This is a genomic window from Syntrophobacterales bacterium (genome assembly GCA_019429105.1).
Classification (GTDB): domain Bacteria; phylum Desulfobacterota; class Syntrophia; order Syntrophales; family UBA5619; genus DYTH01.
This window is the reverse complement of the sequence record JAHYJE010000005.1, coordinates 18,368-41,758: the sequence shown is the minus strand read 5'-3', so window position 1 is coordinate 41,758 and position 23,391 is coordinate 18,368. Positions and strand designations below refer to the sequence as shown.

Annotated in this window: 27 protein-coding genes, 1 tRNA gene and 1 pseudogene; 21 read left to right on the top strand and 8 right to left on the bottom strand. The window is 52.8% G+C overall.

Annotated features, from left to right (window positions below; genetic code table 11):
* Positions 1-48: 48 nt before the first annotated feature.
* Entirely contained in the window at positions 49-1,722 is a 1,674-nt protein-coding gene (locus tag K0B01_02775; protein ID MBW6485062.1) for a diguanylate cyclase, read from the bottom strand.
* Between the two features lie 71 nt (positions 1,723-1,793).
* Entirely contained in the window at positions 1,794-2,315 is a 522-nt protein-coding gene (locus K0B01_02770) for a UpxY family transcription antiterminator (protein ID MBW6485061.1), read from the bottom strand.
* A 130-nt stretch (positions 2,316-2,445) separates the two neighbouring features.
* Here K0B01_02770 and K0B01_02765 point away from each other — a divergent pair, with 130 nt between their 5' ends.
* Positions 2,446-4,080, top strand: coding sequence for an FAD-binding protein (locus K0B01_02765; GenBank protein MBW6485060.1), 1,635 nt, complete (start codon positions 2,446-2,448; stop codon positions 4,078-4,080).
* A 46-nt stretch (positions 4,081-4,126) separates the two neighbouring features.
* On the opposite strand, the gene ribD is transcribed toward K0B01_02765, so the two are convergent.
* The 3 genes from ribD to K0B01_02750 all read right to left on the bottom strand — a co-directional run bounded on the left by ribD (position 4,127) and on the right by K0B01_02750 (position 6,245).
* Complete coding sequence (gene ribD / locus K0B01_02760; protein ID MBW6485059.1) at positions 4,127-5,224, bottom strand: bifunctional diaminohydroxyphosphoribosylaminopyrimidine deaminase/5-amino-6-(5-phosphoribosylamino)uracil reductase RibD; 1,098 nt, start codon at positions 5,222-5,224, stop codon at positions 4,127-4,129.
* Positions 5,225-5,334: 110 nt separating this feature from the next.
* Complete coding sequence (locus K0B01_02755; GenBank protein MBW6485058.1) at positions 5,335-5,952, bottom strand: nucleotidyl transferase AbiEii/AbiGii toxin family protein; 618 nt, start codon at positions 5,950-5,952, stop codon at positions 5,335-5,337.
* Positions 5,952-6,245, bottom strand: a complete 294-nt coding sequence (locus K0B01_02750; GenBank protein ID MBW6485057.1) for a hypothetical protein — start codon at positions 6,243-6,245, stop codon at positions 5,952-5,954. The genes K0B01_02755 and K0B01_02750 overlap by 1 nt, the downstream gene beginning before the upstream one ends.
* Positions 6,246-6,525: 280 nt before the next feature.
* Between K0B01_02750 and K0B01_02745 the strand changes: the two genes are divergently transcribed.
* From K0B01_02745 to K0B01_02725, 5 genes and pseudogenes are all read left to right on the top strand, one after another.
* Positions 6,526-7,308: a prepilin peptidase gene (locus tag K0B01_02745; GenBank protein MBW6485056.1), complete on the top strand. Its 783-nt coding sequence runs from the start codon at positions 6,526-6,528 to the stop codon at positions 7,306-7,308.
* 154 nt (positions 7,309-7,462) lie between these two features.
* Positions 7,463-7,576 (top strand): annotated as a pseudogene (locus K0B01_02740) (prepilin-type N-terminal cleavage/methylation domain-containing protein).
* A 383-nt stretch (positions 7,577-7,959) separates the two neighbouring features.
* Positions 7,960-8,382, top strand: a complete 423-nt coding sequence (locus K0B01_02735; GenBank protein MBW6485055.1) for a prepilin-type N-terminal cleavage/methylation domain-containing protein — start codon at positions 7,960-7,962, stop codon at positions 8,380-8,382.
* A 19-nt stretch (positions 8,383-8,401) separates the two neighbouring features.
* The gene (locus K0B01_02730) at positions 8,402-9,001 is read left to right on the top strand and encodes a prepilin-type N-terminal cleavage/methylation domain-containing protein (GenBank protein MBW6485054.1); all 600 of its coding nucleotides are present in this window, start codon (positions 8,402-8,404) and stop codon (positions 8,999-9,001) included.
* 17 nt (positions 9,002-9,018) lie between these two features.
* A complete protein-coding gene (locus tag K0B01_02725) occupies positions 9,019-10,341 on the top strand; it encodes a hypothetical protein (protein MBW6485053.1) in 1,323 nt (440 codons plus the stop codon).
* On the opposite strand, the gene K0B01_02720 is transcribed toward K0B01_02725, so the two are convergent.
* The gene (locus K0B01_02720) at positions 10,335-10,895 is read right to left on the bottom strand and encodes a hypothetical protein (protein ID MBW6485052.1); all 561 of its coding nucleotides are present in this window, start codon (positions 10,893-10,895) and stop codon (positions 10,335-10,337) included. The two genes, K0B01_02725 and K0B01_02720, sit on opposite strands and share 7 nt — an antisense overlap.
* 285 nt (positions 10,896-11,180) lie before the next feature.
* Between K0B01_02720 and K0B01_02715 the strand changes: the two genes are divergently transcribed.
* The 11 genes from K0B01_02715 to K0B01_02665 all read left to right on the top strand — a co-directional run bounded on the left by K0B01_02715 (position 11,181) and on the right by K0B01_02665 (position 18,651).
* Complete coding sequence (locus tag K0B01_02715) at positions 11,181-11,354, top strand: hypothetical protein (protein MBW6485051.1); 174 nt, start codon at positions 11,181-11,183, stop codon at positions 11,352-11,354.
* A 108-nt stretch (positions 11,355-11,462) separates the two neighbouring features.
* Entirely contained in the window at positions 11,463-13,127 is a 1,665-nt protein-coding gene (gene argS / locus K0B01_02710) for an arginine--tRNA ligase (protein ID MBW6485050.1), read from the top strand.
* Positions 13,128-13,140: 13 nt separating this feature from the next.
* Complete coding sequence (locus K0B01_02705) at positions 13,141-13,968, top strand: SPOR domain-containing protein (protein MBW6485049.1); 828 nt, start codon at positions 13,141-13,143, stop codon at positions 13,966-13,968.
* Between the two features lie 11 nt (positions 13,969-13,979).
* Positions 13,980-15,311 carry a signal recognition particle protein gene (gene ffh / locus K0B01_02700; protein MBW6485048.1) on the top strand — a complete coding sequence of 444 codons (1,332 nt, stop codon included), beginning with the start codon at positions 13,980-13,982 and terminating at the stop codon, positions 15,309-15,311.
* 69 nt (positions 15,312-15,380) lie between these two features.
* On the top strand, positions 15,381-15,626 hold the full coding sequence (rpsP, locus tag K0B01_02695) for a 30S ribosomal protein S16 (protein ID MBW6485047.1): 246 nt from the start codon (positions 15,381-15,383) through the stop codon (positions 15,624-15,626).
* A gap of 28 nt (positions 15,627-15,654) precedes the next feature.
* Positions 15,655-15,885 carry a KH domain-containing protein gene (locus K0B01_02690; GenBank protein MBW6485046.1) on the top strand — a complete coding sequence of 77 codons (231 nt, stop codon included), beginning with the start codon at positions 15,655-15,657 and terminating at the stop codon, positions 15,883-15,885.
* Positions 15,886-15,908: 23 nt separating this feature from the next.
* On the top strand, positions 15,909-16,418 hold the full coding sequence (gene rimM / locus K0B01_02685; protein MBW6485045.1) for a ribosome maturation factor RimM: 510 nt from the start codon (positions 15,909-15,911) through the stop codon (positions 16,416-16,418).
* The gene (gene trmD / locus K0B01_02680; GenBank protein ID MBW6485044.1) at positions 16,415-17,134 is read left to right on the top strand and encodes a tRNA (guanosine(37)-N1)-methyltransferase TrmD; all 720 of its coding nucleotides are present in this window, start codon (positions 16,415-16,417) and stop codon (positions 17,132-17,134) included. Before rimM ends, trmD begins: the two co-directional genes overlap by 4 nt.
* A 93-nt stretch (positions 17,135-17,227) precedes the next feature.
* Positions 17,228-17,572, top strand: a complete 345-nt coding sequence (rplS, locus tag K0B01_02675; protein MBW6485043.1) for a 50S ribosomal protein L19 — start codon at positions 17,228-17,230, stop codon at positions 17,570-17,572.
* A gap of 58 nt (positions 17,573-17,630) precedes the next feature.
* Complete coding sequence (locus K0B01_02670; protein MBW6485042.1) at positions 17,631-18,251, top strand: ribonuclease HII; 621 nt, start codon at positions 17,631-17,633, stop codon at positions 18,249-18,251.
* 31 nt (positions 18,252-18,282) lie between these two features.
* Positions 18,283-18,651: a YraN family protein gene (locus K0B01_02665; protein MBW6485041.1), complete on the top strand. Its 369-nt coding sequence runs from the start codon at positions 18,283-18,285 to the stop codon at positions 18,649-18,651.
* On the opposite strand, the gene K0B01_02660 is transcribed toward K0B01_02665, so the two are convergent.
* Together K0B01_02660 and K0B01_02655 are read right to left on the bottom strand one after the other, a co-directional pair.
* Positions 18,648-20,021, bottom strand: coding sequence for a nucleotide sugar dehydrogenase (locus tag K0B01_02660; protein ID MBW6485040.1), 1,374 nt, complete (start codon positions 20,019-20,021; stop codon positions 18,648-18,650). The two genes, K0B01_02665 and K0B01_02660, sit on opposite strands and share 4 nt — an antisense overlap.
* A 42-nt stretch (positions 20,022-20,063) precedes the next feature.
* On the bottom strand, positions 20,064-21,002 hold the full coding sequence (locus tag K0B01_02655) for an SDR family oxidoreductase (GenBank protein MBW6485039.1): 939 nt from the start codon (positions 21,000-21,002) through the stop codon (positions 20,064-20,066).
* A gap of 250 nt (positions 21,003-21,252) precedes the next feature.
* On the opposite strand from K0B01_02655, the gene rsmI reads away from it, so the two are divergent.
* The 4 genes from rsmI (at position 21,253) to K0B01_02635 (ending at position 23,287) form a co-directional block, all read left to right on the top strand.
* The gene (gene rsmI, locus K0B01_02650) at positions 21,253-22,116 is read left to right on the top strand and encodes a 16S rRNA (cytidine(1402)-2'-O)-methyltransferase (protein MBW6485038.1); all 864 of its coding nucleotides are present in this window, start codon (positions 21,253-21,255) and stop codon (positions 22,114-22,116) included.
* A gap of 133 nt (positions 22,117-22,249) precedes the next feature.
* Positions 22,250-22,588: a hypothetical protein gene (locus tag K0B01_02645; GenBank protein ID MBW6485037.1), complete on the top strand. Its 339-nt coding sequence runs from the start codon at positions 22,250-22,252 to the stop codon at positions 22,586-22,588.
* 11 nt (positions 22,589-22,599) lie between these two features.
* Complete coding sequence (locus K0B01_02640; protein MBW6485036.1) at positions 22,600-23,145, top strand: CDP-alcohol phosphatidyltransferase family protein; 546 nt, start codon at positions 22,600-22,602, stop codon at positions 23,143-23,145.
* 67 nt (positions 23,146-23,212) lie between these two features.
* A tRNA-Val gene (locus K0B01_02635) sits at positions 23,213-23,287 on the top strand.
* Positions 23,288-23,391 lie beyond the last annotated feature (104 nt).

Here is a 23,391-nt window from a genome sequence, read left to right as displayed (position 1 = left end):
TGTTTCGACAACTTGCCGTTAATGGGTTTCCCCGTAAGGCCTCTGAATTCATGGTTCAGTACAAATTTGGTCCTTGCCGTTTTTCTTTCCCCGATACATGAGCTGGTCAACCCGCTGCACGAAGCCTTTTATGTCTTCCTGCGGCCGGTACTGCCCAAGCCCGACGCTTACCGTCAAATGCACTTCTTGACCTGGCGCCGGTGAAAAAATCGCTTTTTTGAATTCCTGCCGGATCCTTTCCGCCGACAAAATGCCATCTTTGCTTTCAGTCATCGGCATGATGATTGTAAATTCCTCGCCGCCGTAGCGATAGGCGGAATCGGTCTTTCTCAGGCATTGTTTCATCACCTGACCGAGCCGCTTCAGGGCCTGATCTCCCTCGATATGTCCATAGGCGTCGTTGAATCCCTTGAAGTCGTCAATGTCCAGGAGCAAAAGAGTCAGCGGCTGCCGATAGCGCTTGGCTCGCTCGATTTCGATTTTAAGCTGGCGATAAAAATACCGGGAATTGTAAAGCTGTGTGAGGTCGTCGATGATGCTGAGTTCCCGGTACTTTTGTTCGCTTTCCCTCAAAGCCTTCTCGGCCTGTCTACGTTCGGTTATGTCAATGGAAAAGCCGATGACGCCGGTAATGCTGCCGCCTGGTTCCCTGTAAGGTATCTTGTCGGTTTGCAGCCATCGCTGGCCGCTGATGGTTTCAATCGTTTCGCTGATGCCGTTTTTGGGTTCGCCTGAGGCGATTACCTCCTTGTCGTCTTCCCAGTACCTGGCAGACTGGGAGGGATAAACTTCCGAGGCATTCCTTCCTTCAATTTTTCCCTTGGGCAGACCGGTTGCGTCGGCGAGCGCCTTGTTGACGCGGATCAATCTGTTTTCGCAGTCCTTGTAAAAAATCAGGATGGGCGCAGAGTCGATGATGGTTTGCAGCTCTTCTCGGTTTTTCTGCAGGTCGTAGAAAAGCAGGCGGTGAGGATTTTCCAGACCGGTCACGATAATCGCCCGATAAACGAGGAAGAACGCAAATATCTTGAAGTAGTGGCCGACAAGGTTGGAAAGGCCGTAAACGCTGATGTAAAAGGTAAAGGCCAGCTCCGAGACGATCGTGAAGAGGAGCGACCAGATCATCAATTTGAGGATCAACGGATCGAGCTGTTTGCTGCGGCGCAGCAGCAAAATCAGCGCAAAAAACAGAATTGTGCAGATTGCGTATTCGCTGACTATTTTAAAGGGTGTCAGACCCAGACCTTCGACAAAGCAGACGGGAAAGAACCTGCCGGAGAAGGCCATTGCCAGAAGCAGGATGGTTATGAAAAGATAAAAGCCGAAAACGGCGTTTATCTTGAGTTTTTTGTCGATAAACCAGGGCGCCGCCAGCAGGGATATGCTCTGCATATAACGGGCGATGAGCCAGAGCTGCGTGGGCAGATTGGCATCAAAACCCGGGAAAATTCCCATGCCCCTGTAGGTCAGGGTATGAATCAGATCGATCGAACCCGCAAACAGAAAGGCGATGCTGAGAAAGAGCACATAGTGGTTATTCGCCAAACGACGGGTGTTCCAGGCCATCAAGAAAAGGGAGAAGGCAATGACGAAGGAAAACCCTTCCGCGACGACATGAAAGAGCAGATAGCTGTACAGACTCGTCAGGTAAAGCCCGCTGCCCAGCAAGAGCCAAATGATGAAACTTTTTGAATGTTTGGTGATGATCTCTCGCAACGACATCGCCCAGGTCTCCGGCTTTTCAGTTATCAATCAGGTTAAGTTGAGCAATCATGGACAATTTACCCCTCCGCCTATAAACGGGCGACTGCAAATCCCTCCAGCTTGACGGCTATCGATCTTTGGAGAAGATCGATGGTGACAACAAACAGTTCCTTATTGTAGTCCGTTTCCACGACCAGACCTTCGATTCCCTTGAATGGACCGGCGACGATGCGGGCGCGCTCCCCGACGTGAGGATACTGCAATTGCTGCACCTCGATCTTCGAATCGACAATTCGGTGAATCGCGTCGATTGTTGCGTCCGGCACCGGAATGGCCACCGACCCGTACGGTTTTCCCAGGATGCGGACAACTCCGAAGGTTTTCAGAATATCAACCTTTATTTCATTATTGAGTATTGGTGTTTCCACGAAGATGTATCCCGGAAACATCGGGAGCATGATCCTTTTGCGCCGGTCTTTTCGCTTGCTCCACGTCTCCATTTTGGGTAGAAAGGCATTAAATGATTTCAGGAGCAGCAGGGCGTTAACACGGTCTTCATGTCGGCTTCTTGTATGAACGGCGTACCAGGGCATCTGTTTTCCTTTTTCCATTTTTGTGCGCAAGCGCCCAAGTCGTTTATAGCAAAGGATAATATTTTTCAATGGTCTTTTTTGTTTATCCGGAAATTCATGGTTTTCGGGTGATGTTTTTTTAAGGATATTTCGAGAAGGCAAATAATTAATGTTATTACAGATTAGTGGTTTATCTATTGATGTGGGGGAGTGGGAAGGAAGTCTCGCGAGTCGCGTTGCCTTGCTGCTGAACATTCCGGAAGGGGCGATTTCTTCAGTAGAGGTGCTGCGGCGGTCGCTCGACGCGAGGCGCTCCCGACCGCCCCGTTTTGTTTATCTTCTGAAGGTCCGGCTGGCTGAGGGTGTGGCTTGGCGTTTGGATAAAGAACGGGAAACTTTCGGGGCAACTGTTTCCGAAGAGTTTGAAGACGTTGCCTCGCAGGAATCACCTCCCGAGACCCTCCCGGTTTTCAAGCAGAGACCGGTTGTTGTCGGCAGCGGGCCGGCAGGGCTTTTTGCCGCTCTTGCCCTTGCCGAAAGGGGGGTGCCCGTTATTTTGCTGGAGCGGGGCAGGCCAGTGCCGAAGCGCCTCCTGGATGTCGAAGAGTTCTGGGAAAAGGGGAGGCTCAATCCCGAAAGCAACGTCTGTTTCGGAGAGGGAGGAGCGGGGACGTTTTCCGACGGCAAACTGACCAGCCGCGTCAAAAATCCCCTGGCGGCAAGGGTAAAAAAAATCTTAGTCGAGTGCGGCGCGCCTGCGGAAATTCTCGTTGACGCCCATCCCCATATCGGGACTGATCGTCTGCGAGCTGTTGTTGTAAATATGCGTAAACGTTTGATAGAACTGGGGTGCGAGGTTCGCTTTGATTCGCGCCTGACCGATCTGCTGCTGCAGAAAGGTCAGGTAGCCGGAGTTGTCGTTAATGATTCCGAAGAGATAATGACAAGTCATCTGATACTTGCCATCGGCCAATCGGCGGACGAAACCTATTGCCAGTTGGCAACCAGGGGCGCGGCGATGGCGTCGAAGGCTTTTGCCGTGGGGCTGCGCGTCGAACATCCGCAGGCACTGATCAACTCCATCCAGTATGGACGCTGGGCGGGGCAAGCCGGCTTGCCGCCGGCGGAGTATTTTCTGACGGCAAAGCTTGCCGAGCAAAACCGCTCAGTCTATTCCTTTTGCATGTGCCCCGGCGGGTCGGTGATCGGGAGCAGCGTTGCAGCTGGGGGGGTTGTGACAAACGGGATGAGTTTACTGAAGCGCAACGGTCCTCTTGCCAACGGCGCGGCTGTCGTCAATATCCGAACGGAAGACTTGGGAAGCAACGGGCCGCTTGCCGGGCTGGCCTTTCGCCGTCATTGGGAGGAGGAGGCTTTTGTTGCCGGCGGGTCGGATTATCACGCCCCCGCCCAGCGTCTGACCGATTTTCTGACAGCGGCAACAACGTCGCCGGTCGGGAGCTGTTCTTATCGGCCGGGGGTGAGGGATGCGGATCTCGCCCAAGTTTTACCTCTGTTTGTCGTTGCTGCTCTCAAACAAGGGTTCGCTGATTTCGAACGAAAAATGCCGGGCTTTGTAACCGCGGAGGCCGTGCTGGTGGGAGTCGAGACGAGAACGTCGTCTCCCGTCCGCATTCTCCGCGGAGATGATGGGCAAAGTATCAGCATTAAGGGGCTTTTCCCGTGCGGGGAGGGCGCCGGATACGCCGGCGGCATCGTCAGCTCCGCCCTCGACGGCATGAAGGCGGCGGCGCATCTGCTGGAGTCGGACAAGCACAAGGCGCGCCCCTGCTTATTTTTGTGAGGGCGGTTCGGCTGTTCCAGGTGGTTTCCGCAACTTGTGCGCCTGTTTAAGGGTTTTTCTGCCGGGGATTGAGGCGGATGTCGATAAGCAGGTCGTCGCCCCGGCGGGAGATTTTCCGAAACGAAAAACTCAGCGCGTCCGCCATTCTCTCTATGCCAAGCCCGCCGATCGCGTCCGTTCCCGTTCCGACAAGCTTGGGCGCGACGATAATCAGGAGCTGGTCAACGAGATTTTCCCGCAGAAACGCAGTGGCCATGCCGGCGCCGCCTTCGACCAGAACGGAGGATATTCCCCGCTTTCCCAGATTCTTCAGCAGCTCAAAGAGGGATATATGCCCGTTGCGCTCGCCGTCGCTTTCCAGAATTTCAACGCCCCCCTGCTGCAGGAGGCTTTTCTTTTCCCGGGAGGCCAAATCCGTGCAGACCGCAAGCGTCTTTTTTCCGTCGCTGAAGATCTCCCGGTCGAGAGGAAGCGACAAGCGGGAATCGAGGACGATTCTCAGCGGATCGCGTCCTTTGGCGAGGCGGCAGGTAAGTTTCGGGTTGTCCGTCCTGACTGTGCCGGCGCCGACCAGGATCGCGTCGTGAATTCCCCGGAGCTGATGGGCGAAGCGCAAGGAAGCAGGGGAGCTGATCCAGCGGGAATCTCCGGAGGATGTCGCGATGCGGCCATCGAGGGTCTGGGCGAACTTGAGGGTTACATAGGGAAGGCCGGTGCGGATGTATTTGAAGAAAAACCGGTTGAGTTCCAGGCACTCCTTCTCGAGAACGCCGTTTGCGGTCTTGATGCCGCCTTTTTGCAGAATTTCCACACCCCGGCCCGAAATCAGCGGATTGGGGTCGGTAGTCCCGATGACGACGCGGGCGGGATGACAGGCGACGAGCGCCTCGGCACAGGGAGGAGTCCTGCCGTGATGACTGCACGGCTCCAGCGTCACATAGAAGGTTGAACCCGCGAGCGGTTCTTTTGCCCTCTGAATGGCATTTATCTCCGCATGGTTTTCACCGCAGCGCTGATGCCAGCCCTCGGCGATTATCCGTCCATTCCTGACGATTACCGCGCCGACCAGCGGATTGGGGCTGACGCAGCCAGCCCCTTTTTGTGCCAGCCGCAAGGCCCGGCGCATGAAATTTTCATCAATAATGAGTTGTTTTTGGGCATCCATAAATTGCAGTCCTGGCGGTTTAGTTACCTTAATATTACAATTGCCCCTCCATCAGAAATCTTGAACGAATTGCGGAAAGCGGTATTTTTTTAACTTTTTTCACAGCGGATACGAGAATTGCCCGTTCCTCGCCGGATAGGGTGTCCAGGTCTCTCCCCTCGAAATAGACCAGGGCCTTGAGGCTTTCGCTCGGCTGAAACGTTTTTCAAAGAGCGCGCCCGCGCCGGCCAGGGCTTCGTCAAGCAGCATTCCATGTTTGAGCATGACGGCAATGTCTCGATAATCCTTTGCATAATGACTTTCAACTTGTGCGCCATCATGTCGGCAAGCGGGGCAACGACCATTACCCCATCCGCCGTAACCTCCGGTTTGCCGATTCTGCCAATAGCTATGTTCCCGAAAAAAGAAAGCTTTACATATTGTAAGATAGCCGAAACATTGACCGGAACAAGAACGCTGAATGAATCAGGCGTATCCTGGATGACCGTGGAATCCGCCAGGATGGGAAGGCTTTTGTAAAGCCTGGACCTATCAAGCGGCTGGTCGGAAAAAAAATCAAAATCAATGGATTGACGGTGACCAAGGCGCAGCGCAATGGCAGTGCCTCCATAAAGCACGAATCCGGACTTGGATGCGAATGCCAGAGAGGTCCAGATTGTTTGCCGGGAAGGGGGAAGTATCCGCATTTGTGGTACAAATGAATCCATCAGCATACCTTGCGTTTCGGCAGCGGCGGTACGTCGCCTGTTTCGGCAAGCCCCAGGCGGTAATGCCAGTAGTGCCACGAGCGAGGAGAGAACTGACCCGCCTCAGCGTGGATGAGCAATTTACGGGCTTTATCTTCTCCGATAGCATCCAGAACCTCGTTTGCGTCCGCAAAATCTCCAAGGTTCATGACTTGAACAACAATTCGTTCCGGATGCCTGAGCGCCTCGTCTTGATCCAGCCACCAGAGATATTTGGCGGCGAAAGTTTTGAAAAGAACGATTTCAGAATTCATAATGCCGGGATCCCTTCCAACTTGATAGTTCGGTAATGACAAATGTTTTGCAATTGCCTCCCTTGATTTAGGATATATTTTGCTAAGCATCTATTTTTACATGATGTGTATAAGAAAAACGGCCTTGAGTGTCAAGAAAATAATTCCAGCAGGGGATGAATGAGTCCGTTGATTTGACCTTTTTAATACGCTTGATAATGTGCTATTGACGGACAAAAATAAATATACACAAAAAGAGGCGGCAGGCGAGTTCTGGACGCTCCCCGGGAGGTGGTAGATTATGAATTTTTTCTGGACGTTGTGGGTTGCTGTTTTTGTTGCACTTGCCGGCGCGGCGATCGGCAGCTTTCTCAATGTCTGCATCAGCCGCATCCCGGAGGGCGTCTCGATCGTTCATCCCCGTTCCCGCTGTCCCCAATGCGGCCACCCGATCCGCCTTTACGACAACATCCCCGTGCTCAGCTTTCTTTTGCTTGGGGGGAAGTGCCGGGACTGCGGCAAGCGGATATCGTTTATTTATCCTGTCGTTGAGATATTGACTGCGTTTTTGGCGTTGATAACCTTGCAGAAGTTCGGGCTTACCCCTCTTTGGGGCGTGGCCTTCCTGTTCGTCTGCGTTCTTGTCGTGATCAGCTTTATTGACCTCGAACATCAGATAATCCCCCATGTTTTGACCCTGACCGGCATCCCTGTTTTTGCGATTCTGGCGGTTTTTTTCAGGGGGATGGAGATAAGCGAGGTCTTTTTCGGGATTATGGTCGGTGCCGGCAGCCTCTACTTTGTCGCCGTTTATTACGAAGCGCTGACCGGCCGCGAGGGGATGGGCGGCGGGGATGTCAACCTGCTGGCAATGCTGGGGGCGTTTTTCGGATGGAAGGCGCTTTTACCGCTGCTTTTGGTTGCTTCCTTCTCTGGCGCGGTTGTGGGGATTGCGGTAATGCTGATAAAGGGGCAGGATATGAAGTATGCCGTCCCCTTCGGACCTTTTCTTTCATTTTCCGCGGTAGTTTATCTGTTCTGGGGAGAAGAATTGAGCCGACTGTTGTTTAACATTGGCAAGTGAAGTGAAGATTATCACCGAAAATGTGTGATAATCTTCACACTTTAAGCGAGTTTCTTATTGACAAAAATATATTTTCATTACTATTCTATAGCCAGAATCCGGTTTTTCACAAAAGGCAAAATGAGGTTATCGGAGAAAGGAAAATAGTATTCTGATGATCAACCGATCCGATAGAAAGGGTTTCACCCTTTTGGAACTGATGATTGTTGTGGCGGTCATGGGAATCATGGCGGCCGTTGCCGCTCCGAATTATATGGAGTATATGGCTATAAGGCGCCTCAATGGCGCGGCGCGGATGGTGATGGCGGACATGATGTTTGCCAGGGAGAGTTCTGTAAATCAAAACAACAACTTCCGTGTGATTTTTAGCGGGGCTCATCAATACGTCGTTCTTGATGATGATAATGGCAATGGTTCACCCGACGCCGGTGAGGTGGCCCAAAGCAGGGACATTCAGGCAGACTATCACGATGTGACCTTCGTTGCCTCTGCGAATCCCCTTTTTTATCCGAGGGGCACGGCCTTCGGTACAACCGTGACGCTTACCAGCTCAAAGACGGCGGGAAAAAGATGCGTCAAGGTGGCCTCCACCGGCCGCGTGAAGATTGATGATTGTCCGTAGCGTAAAAGGGGAGATCAGGAGGCGCGTGTATGAGCGCAAATTGGAATGCAAACATGAATATTAGAAAAGATGAGATGAATTCGGCATACAAACCCGTCGGACAGCGGGGGTTTACCATGATTGAAAACATAATTGCCATATTCATTCTTGTTGTGGCCCTCCTGGGGCTTCTTTCCACATCCGTCATTGTCGTGAAGGCGGATTCTCTTGGAAGAACGATGACAACTGCGACCACGCTTGCCCAGGATAAAATGGAAGCGCTCAAAAACACCGGCTATGCGGATCTGGTTTCCGGGGCGGATACGATTCAATCCATGTATGCCAGGACGTGGACCGTGACAGACGATTCGCCTGCCGCCGGTATGAAGACGCTTGTGGTCAGCGTCGGATGGTCCTTGCAGGGAAGTCCCCACGATGTCACGGTGAATTGCATTGTAAGCGGCGGGGCATGAGTGGACGGAGGGGCAGTTAATGGACAGGCTGCGTTCTGAAAAAAACAGGGTCGGGAAAGACGTCTTTTGCGATGACCGGCGGTCCGGGTTTACGCTGATCGAACTGATTATCGCTATGGCCATTGGACTGCTCATTTTGAGCGCTTCTTATCGAGTTTTTGAGGTTCAGAACAAAATTCTGAAAAACCAGGAGCAAATTGTCGAGCTGCAGCAGAATGTAAGAGCTGCAATGGAGATGGTGACCCGCGAGGTCAGAATGGCCGGTTACAACCCCGCGAATGTCGCTTTCACCGGGGTTGCCGTTAGCAGTTCGCAACTGGAGATCAGGGCTGATCTGGACGGAAACGCGGGCATTGCCGGGCAGGAATATATAACCTACGCCTTTGATTCCACAAACATGCGGATTACAAGGAACATCGGCGCCAGCCCCCAGCCGTTTGCAGAAAACATCGAGATATTTACCTATCAGGCCCTGCTGGATGCTGACGGAAATGTGGCGGCGCTCAGGATAACAATCAGAGGGAGGACCGCCCTGCCCGATCCGTCCTATAGTGCCAATGGCGGTTACCGCACCTATGAGCTGACGTCTGATGTAAGGCTGAGAAACATCGCCCTCTGATAGGGAGGATACAGGAAATGATGAAGCAGAATTCGCAGATGATGATCGGAAACGAAAGGGGTATGGTTCTGGTCGTTACCCTGATGATGGTGGTAATCCTCGTGCTGCTGGGCAGTGTCGCCGTCCAGAACTCGACTACGGATTTGAAGATCGCCGGCAATCAAAAGACGGGGGTGCAGGCCTTTTATGCGGCGGAAGCCGGGATCGCCGAGGCTATAGAGCGATTGCGGGGGATATCCACGGCTGACAGTTATGCAGGGGACCCGGCCACGACGCCTGCTTCGCTTTGGTCCTCCTACATCTTTACATCAAGTTCCTGGCAGTTCTCCGATGATGCAGACTACAGCGCCAGCTATCAGAACTACATACCCACCTCCGCTTCGCACACCAATACCGCCATTACGGCGAACAGTCTCCAGTCAGCCATTTCCTACCTTGTGAAAATCAGGCACAAGACGGAATATGATGCCGAGCTGGCAGGCCACAAGCCGGTGTATTCGTCTCATTATTACGATAACGACGGCAATACGGGCATGCACTCCACCGCGGCAGCGCCGGGCAATATAATTTATTGGGGATATGGCAATGCGGCCACGCCGACCGCGGCGCTCCAGTTTACGTCGGCAGCCGCGACGGGGCACAGGCCGGTGGAAATTATCACCGGATACGGGAAAAATGGGACTTCCCTGAAAAGAATCAGGGCGGAAGTCGTCCATAACCCCGGTCCCGTGGTGGCGGCCGCCATCTATGCCAAGGGCGATATTACCGGGAACGGATCGTCTATGGTTGTCAGCGGAACCGATAACTGCGGGGCTGCCGCCGCCAAGCCGCCCACCTACACGAGGGTGCCCTCCGTGACAAACCCCAACGGCAGCCCCCCCCTGATTCCCGATCCGCCCGGGCCTCAGCAGGGGACGCTCGACATTGATATCGCAGGCTATGTGAGCGAACTGAAAGGTTCAGCCAGCACTTTTATCACCTCCGATACCAACGGAGCGACTTATGGGAGCTCTGCTAATTATGTAACCGTTTATTCGAATACTGCCAATCCTTACAATGTTCAGGGTTTGAAACTGCAGAACGTGGTTGGCTACGGGGTTCTTCTTGTGGATGGGGACCTGGAACTGGGTGGGGGGTTTGTCTGGTATGGGCTCGTTTTATCTACGGGCGTCATGACCTTCAATGGCGGCGGTTCGGGCGTCAATATCCGGGGGGCGGTGCTGGCCAACCAGACGGTGGCGATCAACGGCGGGCTGGACATTCAATACGACAGTTGCATGGTGGACAATGCCTTGAAGAACCAGTCACTCCGGATTATCAGCTGGAAAGAATACTATTGAGCTTTGGCCTTCAAAAGTTCTTCCACCTTGCCTCCCATATTCGCCGTTTCGAGAAGCTGGTCCGAGTAGAGATGCCCCAGGCGCGCGGCAAGAATCTTGTTTCGGAAGGCGGTCAACTCCTTTTCAAAGGCGTAAAGTTCTTCAGTCGTCATCGTCGCCGCAGCCGCCATACGCTCCTTGAGCAGGTTGAATTCCCTCATGACTGCGCTTTCTTCCGGATTCCTTTGTCGAGCGAGGGGAGGCGTCGGCGCTTTTGATCCCATTGCGGGTGTTTTTTGCGACGTTTCAGGGAGGGAAACGGGGGGGGCGGCGACTATAGCCGAGCCTGTCTCTCGCCGGGGCGCTAACGTATCTATTTTCATGACTGTTCTTTTTTCTATCCCCATCAATCCTCCGGGGACGTAGAAGAAGATGATATTGCCGCCCTCCTCCCAGTAATGCGGAGTTGTAAATTGCCCCCCGTTTTCGAGGTGGAGCAAATAGGTCGAATGAACGGCGGATGGAAACAGTGAAGAAAGCAGAAGGACAGCAAATAGTGCGATCAGTTTTTTCATTGTAAATACCCCTTTTTTCTTGTCTAATCCAAACCTGAGCCGGTTGTCAAGACTTAAAGAACGCTGCTCCGGAACCCTTTTATGGAACTGGGATAGGGATGAAATAATCCGGATGAGGCAGGGTATAATCATTGTGAAAAGCTGTTTGCGAATAACCTTGGAAATTCCCCCCGCATCTCCTTCGGCAAGTTGGTCCGGGACGTCAATTTTCTTGACTTCGAAGGCGTGCCAAGATAAACAAGCGCAAACTGTTACAGCAGAAGCGGTTTGCGGGGGAGGGGCAATATGTCAACAGCCAAGAAGTACTGCTCAATATGTGCATGGAGAAGAGACTGTCAGAAGAAATTCAGCATTTTTACCGATTCCACCGGCAACGTCCGCTGTCCCGATTTCACACGGGACGTTTCAATAAGGGATAAGGATGTTGAGTCTGCGGAAAAGAACTGGCAGGAGGGATAGAAAGACAAAACCGCTATACCTCGCTTTCGGGATTCTTCAGGTTGGCCTTGCGGACGACCTTTTTCTAATTGTAGAATATTAATCGGCATTTTTAAGGAGCTGTTTTGCATGAAAAATAAAATAGTCGTCCTGCTGGAAAGAGCGGTTCATAAGGCCGCGGCGGCGGGGCTTATGCCTGATTTGGAAGCGGGCGGTATCGAACTGGAACATGCCAAAGATCCAAAGCATGGGGATTACGCCTCCAACGTAGCGATGATAATGGCAGCGCAGGCACGAAAAAATCCCCGCGAGATCGCCCGGATAATTGTTGACGGAATTGCCGATGACGAAAACATCCTGAAGAAGGTGGAAATCGCCGGCCCGGGATTTCTCAATTTCACCATCCGGGAAGGCGTCTGGGCATCCCTGCTTGCCGATGTGGAGCGCTCGGGCGATGCCTATGGGCAATCAACCGTCGGAGGCGGGAAGAAGGTGCAGGTGGAGTTTGTCAGCGCCAATCCGACCGGGCCCCTGCATATCGGCCATGCCCGGGGCGCCGTCGTCGGCGATGTCGTTGCCAATATTCTGGCCGCCGCCGGATTTGACGTCTTTCGTGAGTATTACGTCAATGACGCGGGCAACCAGATGAACAACCTGGGAAAATCGGTTTTTCGGCGTTATCAGGAGCTGCAGGGGCGGCAGGTGGAGCTGGTTGAAGGGCTCTATCAGGGTGACTACATTAAGGATATTGCCGCGGAAATAATGAAGAAAGACAAAGATGTCCACCTTGACAGGGATGAGGCGGATGTTGTTCCCGAGTTCACCGCTTATGCGGCCGGGGCGATCCTGGAGGGGATTAAGGAGGACCTGAGCTTGTTCGGCGTCTCCTTCGACGGCTACTTCAGCGAAAGGGAGCTCTACAAAAATGAGTGCGTGGAAAAACTTCTCCAATCCCTTGAAGATAAAGGTATTATCTACCGGGAAGAGGGGACTGTCTGGTTCAAAACAACACTCTTCGGGGATGAAAAGGATCGGGTGGTGATCCGTCAAAACGGCCTTCCGACCTACTTCGCCGCCGATATTGCCTATCACCAGAATAAATTCCTCAGGGGTTTTGAAAGGATAATCGATATCTGGGGCGCGGATCATCACGGCTACATCCCCCGGATGTCCGCCGCCGTCCAGGCGCTGGGATATGACAAGGAGTCGCTGCAGGTAATCCTCGTGCAACTTGTCAATCTGCTTAGGGACGGAAAGCCGGTGGCGATGTCAACGCGTTCCGGGGAGTTTGTCACCCTCCGCGAGGTTGTGGACGAAGTCGGCCGGGATGCGGCTCGTTACAACTTTCTGATGCGACGCTCCGATAGCCACCTCGATTTCGATCTGGAGGTGGCAAAAAAGCAGTCCATTGAAAACCCTGTCTATTATGTCCAGTACGCCCACGCGCGGATCTGCAGCATCCTGAAAATGGCGGAGGAAAAGGGATTCAACGTGCCCATGCTGGCGGAAGTCGAACCGGCGCTGCTGCAGCTTCCGGATGAAATAGAGCTCATCAAGGCGATTATCCGCTTCCCGGGGTTAATCGTGGGGGCGGCTGAGTCGCTGGAGCCGCATCGTCTGACTTTCTACCTGAACGACCTGGCAGCGTCCTTTCACAGTTACTACAATAAGAACAAGGTATTGTCGGAGGACCTTGCCCTTTCGGGCGCAAGGTTGTTTCTGGTGCATTCGCTGCTTGTTGTTTTAAGGAATGCACTCAAAATACTGGGCGTTTCCGCCCCGGAAAAGATGTGACGGGACCTCGCCAATGGTTGCGAAAAACAGGCGCACGTTAGAATTGAAACTGGGCAAACCGGGGTTGATTCTGTTTGTCAGCGGCATGTCTGTGCTGCTGTTCTCCATCTTTCTTTTGGGGATGCTTGTCGGGAAGCACTTGGACGCCTATCCGGATCGGTATCCCGGCGGCCTCGTTGATTTAGTGAGGGGTCGCTTTTCCGGTCTGGCCATGGCCCCGCAAAAGCAGGAGATGCCGTTGCCCGATGGACAGAGGGTACAGGGCGGGACTGCAACTGGGGAAGAGGATTTCGATCTGACCTTTTACAGGACATTGGGCGAAAAAAAGAGCAGCAAGGGGATTACCGAAAGCGATAGCCTCCGCGATGAAAAGACCACCCCTTCAGCCGCCCAAAACCATTCATTATCCACAGATACGGCTGCCGGAGATGTTGTGAGGAAAGTCGCTCCGCCAAATCCCGGCCCAGCGAATCCTGTTACTGGCAGGGAAGCTGATAAGACCGTTTTGCCTGGGCAAAAAACGTTTTCAGAGGCGCCTGCTGTACCACCTTTGCCCGGCGCCGCCGCTGCCGATGAAACGCAAAAGAAGGGCAGCTTTCAGGTGCAGGTGGCGGCGTACAGGGATGTAACCCAGGCAAAAAAAATGGAGAAAAGGCTGATATCAGTTGGCTTTTCCACAACGATCACGCCGAAGGATCTCCCGGGTAAAGGGAGATGGTTTCGGGTTATTGCCGTTGGCTTTGAAGACAGGCAAAAGGCAGAGAGCGCCGCGGCGCGAATTACCCAGAAAATAAAGGGCGTGCAATGCATTATCCGTCGCAACAAGGGCGGCGGGGCTTAGAAGGGATTAAAATGTTTGAGAATCTGTCCGATAAACTTGACGTCATTTTTCGTAAACTGAAGGGCAAGGGACGTCTGGATGAAGAAAATATCCAGGCGGCTCTGAAGGAAATAAGGATCGCGCTTTTAGAGGCAGACGTAAATTTCCGGGTTGTCCGTGATTTTATTGAGGAAGTAAAAAAGCGGGCAGTAGGGCAGGAGGTGATTGAGAGCATCACCCCTGGCCAGCAGGTGGTAAAGATCGTTCATGAGCGGCTCATCGAGCTGATGGGCACAACCAGCAGCCAGATCAGGTTCGGAGGCCGCATTCCCGCGCCGATCATGCTGGTGGGGCTCCAGGGATGCGGGAAAACAACAACGGCGGTCAAGCTGGCCAGGCTTGTTGCCGCCGGCGGCAAGCGGGTCTATCTGGTCTCCGCCGATGTTTACCGGCCTGCCGCCATGGAGCAGTTGAAGGTGCTCGGCGAGCAAATCGGCGCGGGCATTTTCGATGCGGCCGGGCTCGCCGATCCGGTGGAGATTTGCAGGCTGGCCGTCGAGGAGGCAAGGAGCGGCGGCTATGAGGTAATCATCGTTGATACAGCCGGGAGGTTGGCGATAGATGTCCCGATGATGGAGGAGTTAAAGAAGATCAAATCTTTAATCAATCCGACCGAGATCCTTTTTGTAGCGGATGCGATGACCGGTCAGGATGCCGTCAATGTTGCGGGGCGTTTCGATGAACTGCTCGGGATTGACGGCGTTATAATGACAAAGATGGATGGGGATGCTCGCGGCGGCGCGGCCCTTTCCCTCAAGGCAGTTATCGGCAAGCCGATCAAGTTTGTCGGCGCGGGGGAGAAGATAGACGCCCTGGAGGTGTTTCATCCCGAAAGAATGGCTTCCCGGATTCTGGGAATGGGCGATGTCTTGACCCTGGTGGAGAAGGCCCGGGAGGCGGTTGACGTAAAACAGCAGCGGGAGCTGGAAAAAAAGCTCCGGAAAAACGAGTTTACCCTCGATGATCTGCGGACGCAGATGAAGCAGATAAGCAAGATGGGGCCTCTGCAGGATGTCATCGGGATGCTGCCGGGAATGAATAAGGTAAAGGCGCTGAAGGATCTCAAGCCCGACGAGCGCGAGCTCGTTAGGACAGGGGCGATCATTGATTCAATGACGCCGCGGGAGCGGAGAAATTACCTGATTATCGACGGCAGCCGGCGCAAGCGGATTGCCCGCGGCAGCGGTACAACGGTTCAGGATGTCAACACGCTGCTGAAAAATTATGTGGAAATGAGAAAATTAATGAAGCGGTTTACCAAGGGAGGAATAAAATCACTGCGCAGGGGAAATTTTCCCTTTTAATCTAAAAAAAAATATGATATTCGTCCCAGCTCGTTTAAGAATAATTTTAGGAGGTGGCAGTTAAGGTATATGGCGGTAAAAATCAGATTGACAAGAAAAGGCAGCAAGGGGAAGCCGATCTACAGGGTGGTGGCTGCGGACTCGCAATGCCCGAGGGACGGAGAATTTCTTGAAATATTGGGCAATTATGACCCGAACAAAAATCCTGCCGAGGTGGTTTTAAAAGAGGAGCGCATCAAACAGTGGATTGCGGTTGGCGCCAGACCAACGCTTACGGTGTCTCAACTGCTCCGCAAAAAGGGGATCGGTGTTTAGTTTTTTGTGACGAGGGAGGCTAAAGGCGATGAAAGAGTTGATTGCTTATATTGCTCGCGCTCTTGTGGATAACCCTGAGATGGTTAATGTTACAGAGGTTGTCGGGGAACAGACTTCCGTTCTGGAATTGAGAGTCTCCAAAGAAGATCTTGGTAAAGTCATTGGCAAACAGGGGAAGACCGCCAAGGCGATGAGGACCATCTTAAGCGCCGCCTCAACGAAGATACACAAACGTTCGGTTCTGGAAATTGTTGAATAGTGACAATTAATTGAATAGCAGCCATGAAGCTCATTGAAATAGGCAAGGTTGTCCGTTCCCATGGTTTGGGGGGACGGATCAAGGTCTTGTCATATCTGCAAGCGCCGGATGTGCTGGAATCTGTTTCCGATTTGTTTTTGGGAAAGAGCCCGGCCGCGGTCGTCGCTTATCCTCTGGGCGGCATTCAGAACGGGGAGGGTTTCTTCATCATGAAACTCGCCGGGATAGATGACCGCAATGAGGCCGAAAAGCTCCGGGGGCTCATAGTCTGGATGTCTGCCGAAAAGATGAAACCGCTGCAAGAGGATGAGTATTACTGGCAGGATATTATAGGCATGCAGGCATTTACAGAGGAAAACGAGCTGTTGGGACGTATTGAAACGGTGTTTCCGACGGGTAGCAATGATGTCTATGTGTGCAGGGATGAGCAGCGGGAGCTGCTGATTCCCGCCATGGCCGAGGTTATAATAACGATCGATGTTGAGCGCCGGGTCATGGTTGTCAGATTGCCGGAAGGGTTCTTTGAGCAATGATCCGTTTTGATATTCTGACAATCTTTCCGGAGATGTTTGCATCCCCCCTCGAGAGCAGCATCCTGAAGAAGGCCATTGACAGGGGCATTATTGAGGTTAATCTGTACGACATCCGGGCTTATGCCGAAGACAGACATCGCATGACGGATGACTCCCCTTACGGCGGCGGGGGGGGAATGGTGATGAAGGTTGAGCCTATCGACCGCGCCCTCAGCGCTGTTCCGTTATTGAATGAGGATGCGCCGGTTATTCTGCTGACGCCCCAGGGAGAGCCGCTTAGTCAAAAGATGGCGCAAGAGCTCGCCCGCCAGCCGCAGCTCGTCATGGTCTGCGGTCATTATGAGGGGGTTGACGAGAGGGTAAGAAGGCACCTCGTTAATCGGGAAATTTCCATCGGGGATTACGTGCTTACTGGCGGTGAGCTTTCGGCGCTGGTTCTGCTGGACGCCGTTTCGCGGTTTGTGCCGGGCGTTCTGGGAAACAGTGAATCCGCCGTGACCGATTCTTTTGCGGAGGGTTTGCTTGAATACCCTCATTACACGAGGCCGCCGGAGTATCGCGGCTGGAGAGTTCCTGATGTGCTTCTCTCCGGAAACCACCGTGAGATTGAGGAGTGGCGGCGCAGTCAGTCATTGATCAGAACAAGAAACAAACGGCCTGATTTGCTGGGAAAGGCCGAGTTGACGGACAAAGAGAGGTTGCACTTAGCAAAATAGAGATTATTTAAATGATGATGTCAAGCCATGATATACGAGGCAGACGCTATAACCAAAAATACCACAGAGGAAGATTGAAGGAGCGAAAAGAAGATGAATCCTATTGAATTCATAGAAAAAGAGCAGATGAGGGGGGATATCCCCGATTTCAGTACCGGTGATACGGTAAAGGTTTTTATCCGCATCGTCGAGGGGCAGAAGCAGCGTATTCAGGCTTTTGAAGGCGCCGTTATCCGTCGCCGCCGCGGGGACATTCGCGCGAGTTTCACTGTCAGGAAGGTTTCTTATGGCATCGGCGTGGAAAAGACCTTCCCGATGCATTCTCCCTCCATAGATCATGTTGAGGTGATCTCCCGGGGCAAGGTTCGGCGTTCCCGACTTTATTATCTGAGGAGCCTGAGGGGCAAGCGCGCCAAGATCAAGGAAGCCGAAAAATAGGGAGTTTTTTGCAAGAGGTTTCTGTTGGGGGGCTTGTTAAATGGCCAGGAACCCGGAGATGGGCAGCTTTGAGCGCCGCGCCGGCGGGCGGGGCTTTTGCGCTATTGCCGGTATCGACGAAGCGGGCCGCGGGCCTCTGGCGGGTCCGGTTGTCGCCGCCGCGGTAGTACTGCCGCAGGGGTATGAACATCCCGAGATAAACGACTCCAAGAAGCTTTCCGCCAAAAGGCGCGAAAGACTTTATGAGGTAATACAAAGAGACGCGGTTGCCATTGGCGTCGGCGTTTCGGACGTGCAGGTCATAGATTCCCTCAACATACTGCGGGCGACTCTGCTCGCTATGAAAGAGGCCGTTTGCGGCCTTTGCCCCCGCCCTGATTATCTGCTGATAGACGGTTTGAACGGCATTGTTCTGGATATCCCTCAGGAAGCCATCGTGCGCGGTGATTCTCTCAGTATTTCAATAGCAGCGGCCTCGATTATTGCCAAGGTCTCTCGAGACCGGCTGATGGAGATGTACCACCGTCAGTTCCCCGCCTATAATTTTCTTAAAAACAAGGGATACGGAACAAAAGAGCACCGGGAGGCAATCGTTAAATACGGGCGATGCAAGATTCATCGGCGCTCTTTTCATGTCGCAGGGGTTGACGATCTTGTTGCAAGCGGCAGCCTGCTGTGATGGTTGCTCCTTTTTCAGACGGGGATTTGCCATGACTTTTGCTCGGTTGGGTGTGGGGAAAAGGGGCGAAGAACTGGCGGCCGTTTACCTTGCGAAGGTCGGATACCGGATCATTGAGAGAAATTACCGGTGTATTTTCGGCGAAATCGATATTGTCGCCGAAGAAGGCGGCAGCATCGTTTTTATTGAGGTAAAGAGCAGACGTTCCATTGCCTACGGCGATCCTCAACTGGCGGTTGGCGCCAGGAAGCAGAAAAAAATTTCGATGGTCGCGCTCAATTATATCGAAGAAAAACACCAGCACAGCCGCAACGCCAGATTTGACGTCGTCGCGGTAAAAATCCTCCCCACCGGGACGACGTTCGAGCTTATCAAAAATGCCTTCGATCTGGCCTTCTAAAAATGGGTCAGGGGCGGCTTGCCGAGCGGATAGACATTGAACCCGATCTCGAAACAGGAACGGTGTTCGAGGATGTTTCTGCCATCGAAGATAAAAGCCGGCTTTTCCATGCTTTCGTAAATTCGCTGAAAATCGAGGTCTTTGTACATCCCCCATTCCGTCATGACAGCAATTGCGTGGCATCCTGCCGCGGCGCTGTACGGGTCTTCTATGTAGCTGACCTTGCCTTCTTCGCCGGAAAGGTCCTTGCGGGCGTTTTTCAGCGCCTGGGGGTCGGTGACGATGACTATGGCCCGCTCCTCGATAAGTCTGCGGGCGATGTAAATGGCCGGGCTTTCCCGGGTGTCGCCCGTATCGGCCTTGAAGGCGAAGCCGAAGAGGGCGATTTTTTTGCCGGAGAGGGTGTTGAACATCGCCCCAAGCATGCCCTGAATGAAGCGCTCCTGCTGATAATCGTTTATCCGGATGACCATCTCCCAGTAATCGGCTACCTCATTTAGCCCATAATTTCTGCAGAGATAGACAAGATTCAGGATGTCTTTTTTGAAGCATGAACCGCCAAAGCCGATGCTCGCATTCAGGAATTTTGAGCCTATCCGGCTGTCCATGCCGACGGCGCGGGCAACCTCGGCGACATTGGCCTCCGCCTTTTCACAAAGGGCGGAAATGGTGTTGATCGAAGATATTCTCTGGGCGAGAAAGGCGTTGGCGACAAGTTTGGAGAGCTCGCTGCTCCAGATATTGGAGGTCAATATCCGTTCCCGGGGAACCCAGTGGGCGAAAATGTCGGCAAGAATTCCCCTTGCCTTGAGCCCCTCCCCGGTTTCCCGCGACCCGATCAGGACGCGGTCCGGGTTTTCCAGGTCACGCACGGCGCTCCCTTCGGCGAGAAACTCCGGATTGGAAAGGACATCAAAATGGATCTCCTGCTTCCCGCTGTTGAGGATTCTTTCCATCGCCAGGGCGGTTTTTACAGGCAAAGTGCTTTTTTCGATCACGATCTTCGCCGATTGCGAGAACTCCAGAATCTGCCGGGCGGTTTTTTCCCAGTACTGAAGATCGGCGGCAAGCCCCGCGCCGAGGCCAAAGGACTTGGTCGGGGTGTTGACGCTAACGAAGATGATCTCATTTTCCCGGATGCCTTGTTCGATGTCGGTGCTGAAAAAGAGGTTTCTCCCCCGGGAACTCCGGACAAGTTCATCCAGCCCCGGTTCGTAGATCGGCAGACTGGCCGAATTCCAGGCGGCAATCCTTTCAGAATCAATGTCCACGACCGTAACCCGGCAGTGGGGACACTTGTCGGCGATCATCGCCATCGTGGGGCCGCCGACATAACCGGCGCCGATACAGAGAATCCTTCTTTCAGTCATTGACATCCTCTTGAAATTGAATAGAAATCGGTTACGCGCATTTTAGTTTTTTATCAAGCCGGAAAAATAGGCGATCGTTTTTCTCAAACCCTCGTCAAGCTGGATATGCGGTTCCCACCCCAATTTTTCTCTGGCCAGCGCTATATCCGGCCGCCGCTGGGTCGGATCGTCCTGGGGAAGGGGAAGAAAAACAATTTTCGAGGAGGAATTTGTTATATCAATAATTTTTTGGGCGAGCTGCAGAATGGTAAATTCCTGAGGATTTCCGATGTTGACCGGGCCAGTAAATCCTTCCGGGGAATTCATCATCCGGATCAGCCCGTAGATCAGGTCATCAACGTAACAGAAGGAACGGGTCTGGGCGCCTTTGCCGAAAACCGTTATGTCCTCCCCCCGCAGCGCCTGAACGATGAAATTGCTGACGACGCGTCCGTCGTTCACCGCCATGCGAGGGCCGAATGTATTGAATATTCTGACTATTTTTATATCAAGATGATTCTGGCGATGATAATCCATCATCAGGCATTCGGCCGCCCGTTTCCCCTCATCGTAGCAGCTTCTGATTCCGATCGGATTGACTCGGCCCCAGTATCCCTCCTCTTGGGGATGCATCTCCGGGTCTCCGTACACCTCTGAGGTTGAGGCCTGCAGGATTCTCGCCTTCACCCGCTTGGCCAGCCCCAGGGTGTTGATGGCCCCCATCACGCTGGTTTTGATCGTTTTGATCGGATTATACTGGTAATGGACGGGGGAGGCCGGGCAGGCGAGGTTATAGATCTGATCGACTTCGAGGTAGATGGGATTGATGATGTCGTGGCGGATCAGTTCGAAATTTTTATTGTTTAAAAAGGGAATGATATTATCCTTGCTGCCGGTGAAAAAATTGTCGAGGCAAAGAACCTCCTGACCTTCGGCGAGCAGGCGTTCGCAGAGATGAGATCCTATGAAGCCTGCGCCGCCGGTAATGAGTATTCTGTTCATCGTTTCTGTACCTCTGGTTAGTCTTTTAATGCAAATTTTCAAAAAAACAGGTTGATGGTTCGTGCCGATATCATATAAAAGCAGCAAGCACAAGTGCCGGGGTTCGTGAAAATTCGCAGACAGTGCCTCCGGCGCTCCCAATGGCGGTATCCCGGGAAAAAGGCAAATCATGAAAAAAAATATCAATAAACAAAGCAAGCAGTTTGCGGATAAAAAGGCGGCAGCGGAAAAACCTGCGATTTCCGCGGAAATGTTCGCCCCGGCGCAGAATGCCGACCGCGATTACTTTGGGACTCTTTACCTGGTGGCAACCCCCATCGGCAACCTCGAGGATATTACCTTCCGGGCGGTGAGGGTTCTGCGGGAGGTGTCCCTTATCGCGGCGGAGGATACGAGACACACCCGGATACTTCTGGAAAGGTACAACATTTCGACCCCGCTTACGAGTCTGTACGACCAGATTGAAAGAGAAAAAAGCGGGTTGATTATAGCAAGGATGCTGGGGGGCAAAGACGTAGCCTATGTATCGGATGCGGGCACGCCGGGCATCTCCGATCCCGGGTACATTCTGGTACGAGAAGCCGTCTTGCGGGGCATTAAAGTGTCGCCGATTCCGGGGGCTTCGGCTCTGATTGCCTCGCTTTGCGTTTCCGGCTTGCCAATGGAAAGTTTTGTATTCATGGGTTTTTTGCCGTCAAAGGCGTCAAGGCGCCGACAGTTGCTGACAAAACTGCGCGAAGAGGAAAAAACTGTAATATTTTACGAATCGCCCAACAGGCTGAGGGAGTCCCTGAACGACATAAGGGAGATCTGGGGAGACCGCAATATGGTGGTTTCCCGGGAGGTGACGAAAATCCATGAAGAGTTTGTGCGTGGTTCGGCGACGGAGGCGCTTGCCGCTTTCCAGGGAAGGGCAGTCAAAGGCGAGCTCACATTAGTTGTTGCCGGTTTTTTAAGAAAAAAGGGTGAAGTTTCGGATGAGGAAATAAAAATGCGGGGCGAAGAGTTGATTGGAAGTGGAGAGGAATCGCTGTCGAGAAGGGATGCGGTAAGCCGAATTGCCCGGGAGACAGGCGAATCCCGCAGGCGCATCTACAAGTTATTGTCAGTTTAGCATGCCCTTCCGGATACTATTTTCTTGAACTGGCAAGTCGGGTGTGATAACTGCTACAATGATTCAGCCTTGACAGGATTGGGGGATTTTTTCGTGACAGGCGATAATATTGCCGCTTTGCGGAGGGGATGGCGTGATGGAAGGTTTGACCGGTGTTGATGAAGGGGCAGTTATTAGCCAGGGGCGCTTGCTTAAACCGGATGATAAAATTTATGATCTTGTCGATGCAATTGCGGCGGCGGAATCTCTTTCCGGGGGTGCCGACAGAAGAAAGGCCAATCCGGAAATAATTTACGATCTTGTGGATGTAGTTGAAAAAAGGCCGAAAATGGCGTTTGTAGATGCGGGGCTCCACGACGAGATTATGAAGCGGGCCGTTGACATTGCCGAAAGAATTGCCAGGGAGGTGATACCTGATATCGCCGAGCGCGTTATCCGCGCGGAGATAGAGAAACTGAAAAAAGAATCCTGACTGGTTGGAACATGAATATCCCTAATTTTATTACTCTGCTGCGAATAATTCTCGTGCCGGTTGTTGTTATCCTGTTGATCCAGGGGTCATTCATGAAGGCCCTGGCGGTATTCGTCATCGCGAGCATTTCCGATGCGGTTGATGGCTTTCTGGCGCGGGTCATGCATCAGCAGACCGTTGTCGGCGCATATCTGGATCCGATCGCGGACAAGGCGCTTCTGACCAGCACATTCGTAACCCTTTCCATTTTGCATGTTATTCCCGCCTGGCTTGCGGTCATCGTAATAAGTCGCGATTTTATGATTCTGCTGGGGATTTGCGTATTATTCATCATGTCTGTTTCCGTGGAAATTCACCCTGCCCTGGTAAGCAAGATAACGACAGTCTTGCAGGTGAGCACTATTTTTCTGGCGCTTTTTATTCGCTGCCTGCCGGAAGGGATCGATCAGGGGTGGCTCATTATCCTGTATTGGGGGACGGCAATTTTTACAATAGTTTCAGGATTGCATTATATGTTTCGGGGCTTCAATCTTCTTAACAATGATGCAAAAAAGTGACATTTGCCTTGACAACAGGCTCTTTTCTTGTTAGACGACGAACCCTTCCGCAAGGAACGTATGCTACAGGCACGTAGCTCAGGGGGAGAGCGCCATCCTGACGCGGTGGATGTCCAGGGTTCAAATCCCTGCGTGCCTACCATATAAAAAAGCCATGCCTTCGCAGGGGGGCTGTTTTTTGTTATAGCGACAGAGCAGCAGGGTCTTTTTAAGTAAGTGGGGCTGCTTTTTCGGGGCATCATTGCC

Coding starts and splice junctions, on each gene's coding strand:
- K0B01_02775 (MBW6485062.1), bottom strand. CDS start 1,722: ATGTCGTTGCGAGAGATCATCACCAAACATTCAAAAAGTTTCATCATT.
- K0B01_02770 (MBW6485061.1), bottom strand. CDS start 2,315: ATGGAAAAAGGAAAACAGATGCCCTGGTACGCCGTTCATACAAGAAGC.
- K0B01_02765 (MBW6485060.1), top strand. CDS start 2,446: ATGTTATTACAGATTAGTGGTTTATCTATTGATGTGGGGGAGTGGGAA.
- K0B01_02755 (MBW6485058.1), bottom strand. CDS start 5,952: ATGGATTCATTTGTACCACAAATGCGGATACTTCCCCCTTCCCGGCAA.
- K0B01_02750 (MBW6485057.1), bottom strand. CDS start 6,245: ATGAATTCTGAAATCGTTCTTTTCAAAACTTTCGCCGCCAAATATCTC.
- K0B01_02745 (MBW6485056.1), top strand. CDS start 6,526: ATGAATTTTTTCTGGACGTTGTGGGTTGCTGTTTTTGTTGCACTTGCC.
- K0B01_02735 (MBW6485055.1), top strand. CDS start 7,960: ATGAGCGCAAATTGGAATGCAAACATGAATATTAGAAAAGATGAGATG.
- K0B01_02730 (MBW6485054.1), top strand. CDS start 8,402: ATGGACAGGCTGCGTTCTGAAAAAAACAGGGTCGGGAAAGACGTCTTT.
- K0B01_02725 (MBW6485053.1), top strand. CDS start 9,019: ATGATGAAGCAGAATTCGCAGATGATGATCGGAAACGAAAGGGGTATG.
- K0B01_02720 (MBW6485052.1), bottom strand. CDS start 10,895: ATGAAAAAACTGATCGCACTATTTGCTGTCCTTCTGCTTTCTTCACTG.
- K0B01_02715 (MBW6485051.1), top strand. CDS start 11,181: ATGTCAACAGCCAAGAAGTACTGCTCAATATGTGCATGGAGAAGAGAC.
- argS (MBW6485050.1), top strand. CDS start 11,463: ATGAAAAATAAAATAGTCGTCCTGCTGGAAAGAGCGGTTCATAAGGCC.
- K0B01_02705 (MBW6485049.1), top strand. CDS start 13,141: ATGGTTGCGAAAAACAGGCGCACGTTAGAATTGAAACTGGGCAAACCG.
- ffh (MBW6485048.1), top strand. CDS start 13,980: ATGTTTGAGAATCTGTCCGATAAACTTGACGTCATTTTTCGTAAACTG.
- rpsP (MBW6485047.1), top strand. CDS start 15,381: ATGGCGGTAAAAATCAGATTGACAAGAAAAGGCAGCAAGGGGAAGCCG.
- K0B01_02690 (MBW6485046.1), top strand. CDS start 15,655: ATGAAAGAGTTGATTGCTTATATTGCTCGCGCTCTTGTGGATAACCCT.
- rimM (MBW6485045.1), top strand. CDS start 15,909: ATGAAGCTCATTGAAATAGGCAAGGTTGTCCGTTCCCATGGTTTGGGG.
- trmD (MBW6485044.1), top strand. CDS start 16,415: ATGATCCGTTTTGATATTCTGACAATCTTTCCGGAGATGTTTGCATCC.
- rplS (MBW6485043.1), top strand. CDS start 17,228: ATGAATCCTATTGAATTCATAGAAAAAGAGCAGATGAGGGGGGATATC.
- K0B01_02670 (MBW6485042.1), top strand. CDS start 17,631: ATGGGCAGCTTTGAGCGCCGCGCCGGCGGGCGGGGCTTTTGCGCTATT.
- K0B01_02665 (MBW6485041.1), top strand. CDS start 18,283: ATGACTTTTGCTCGGTTGGGTGTGGGGAAAAGGGGCGAAGAACTGGCG.
- K0B01_02660 (MBW6485040.1), bottom strand. CDS start 20,021: ATGACTGAAAGAAGGATTCTCTGTATCGGCGCCGGTTATGTCGGCGGC.
- K0B01_02655 (MBW6485039.1), bottom strand. CDS start 21,002: ATGAACAGAATACTCATTACCGGCGGCGCAGGCTTCATAGGATCTCAT.
- rsmI (MBW6485038.1), top strand. CDS start 21,253: ATGTTCGCCCCGGCGCAGAATGCCGACCGCGATTACTTTGGGACTCTT.
- K0B01_02640 (MBW6485036.1), top strand. CDS start 22,600: ATGAATATCCCTAATTTTATTACTCTGCTGCGAATAATTCTCGTGCCG.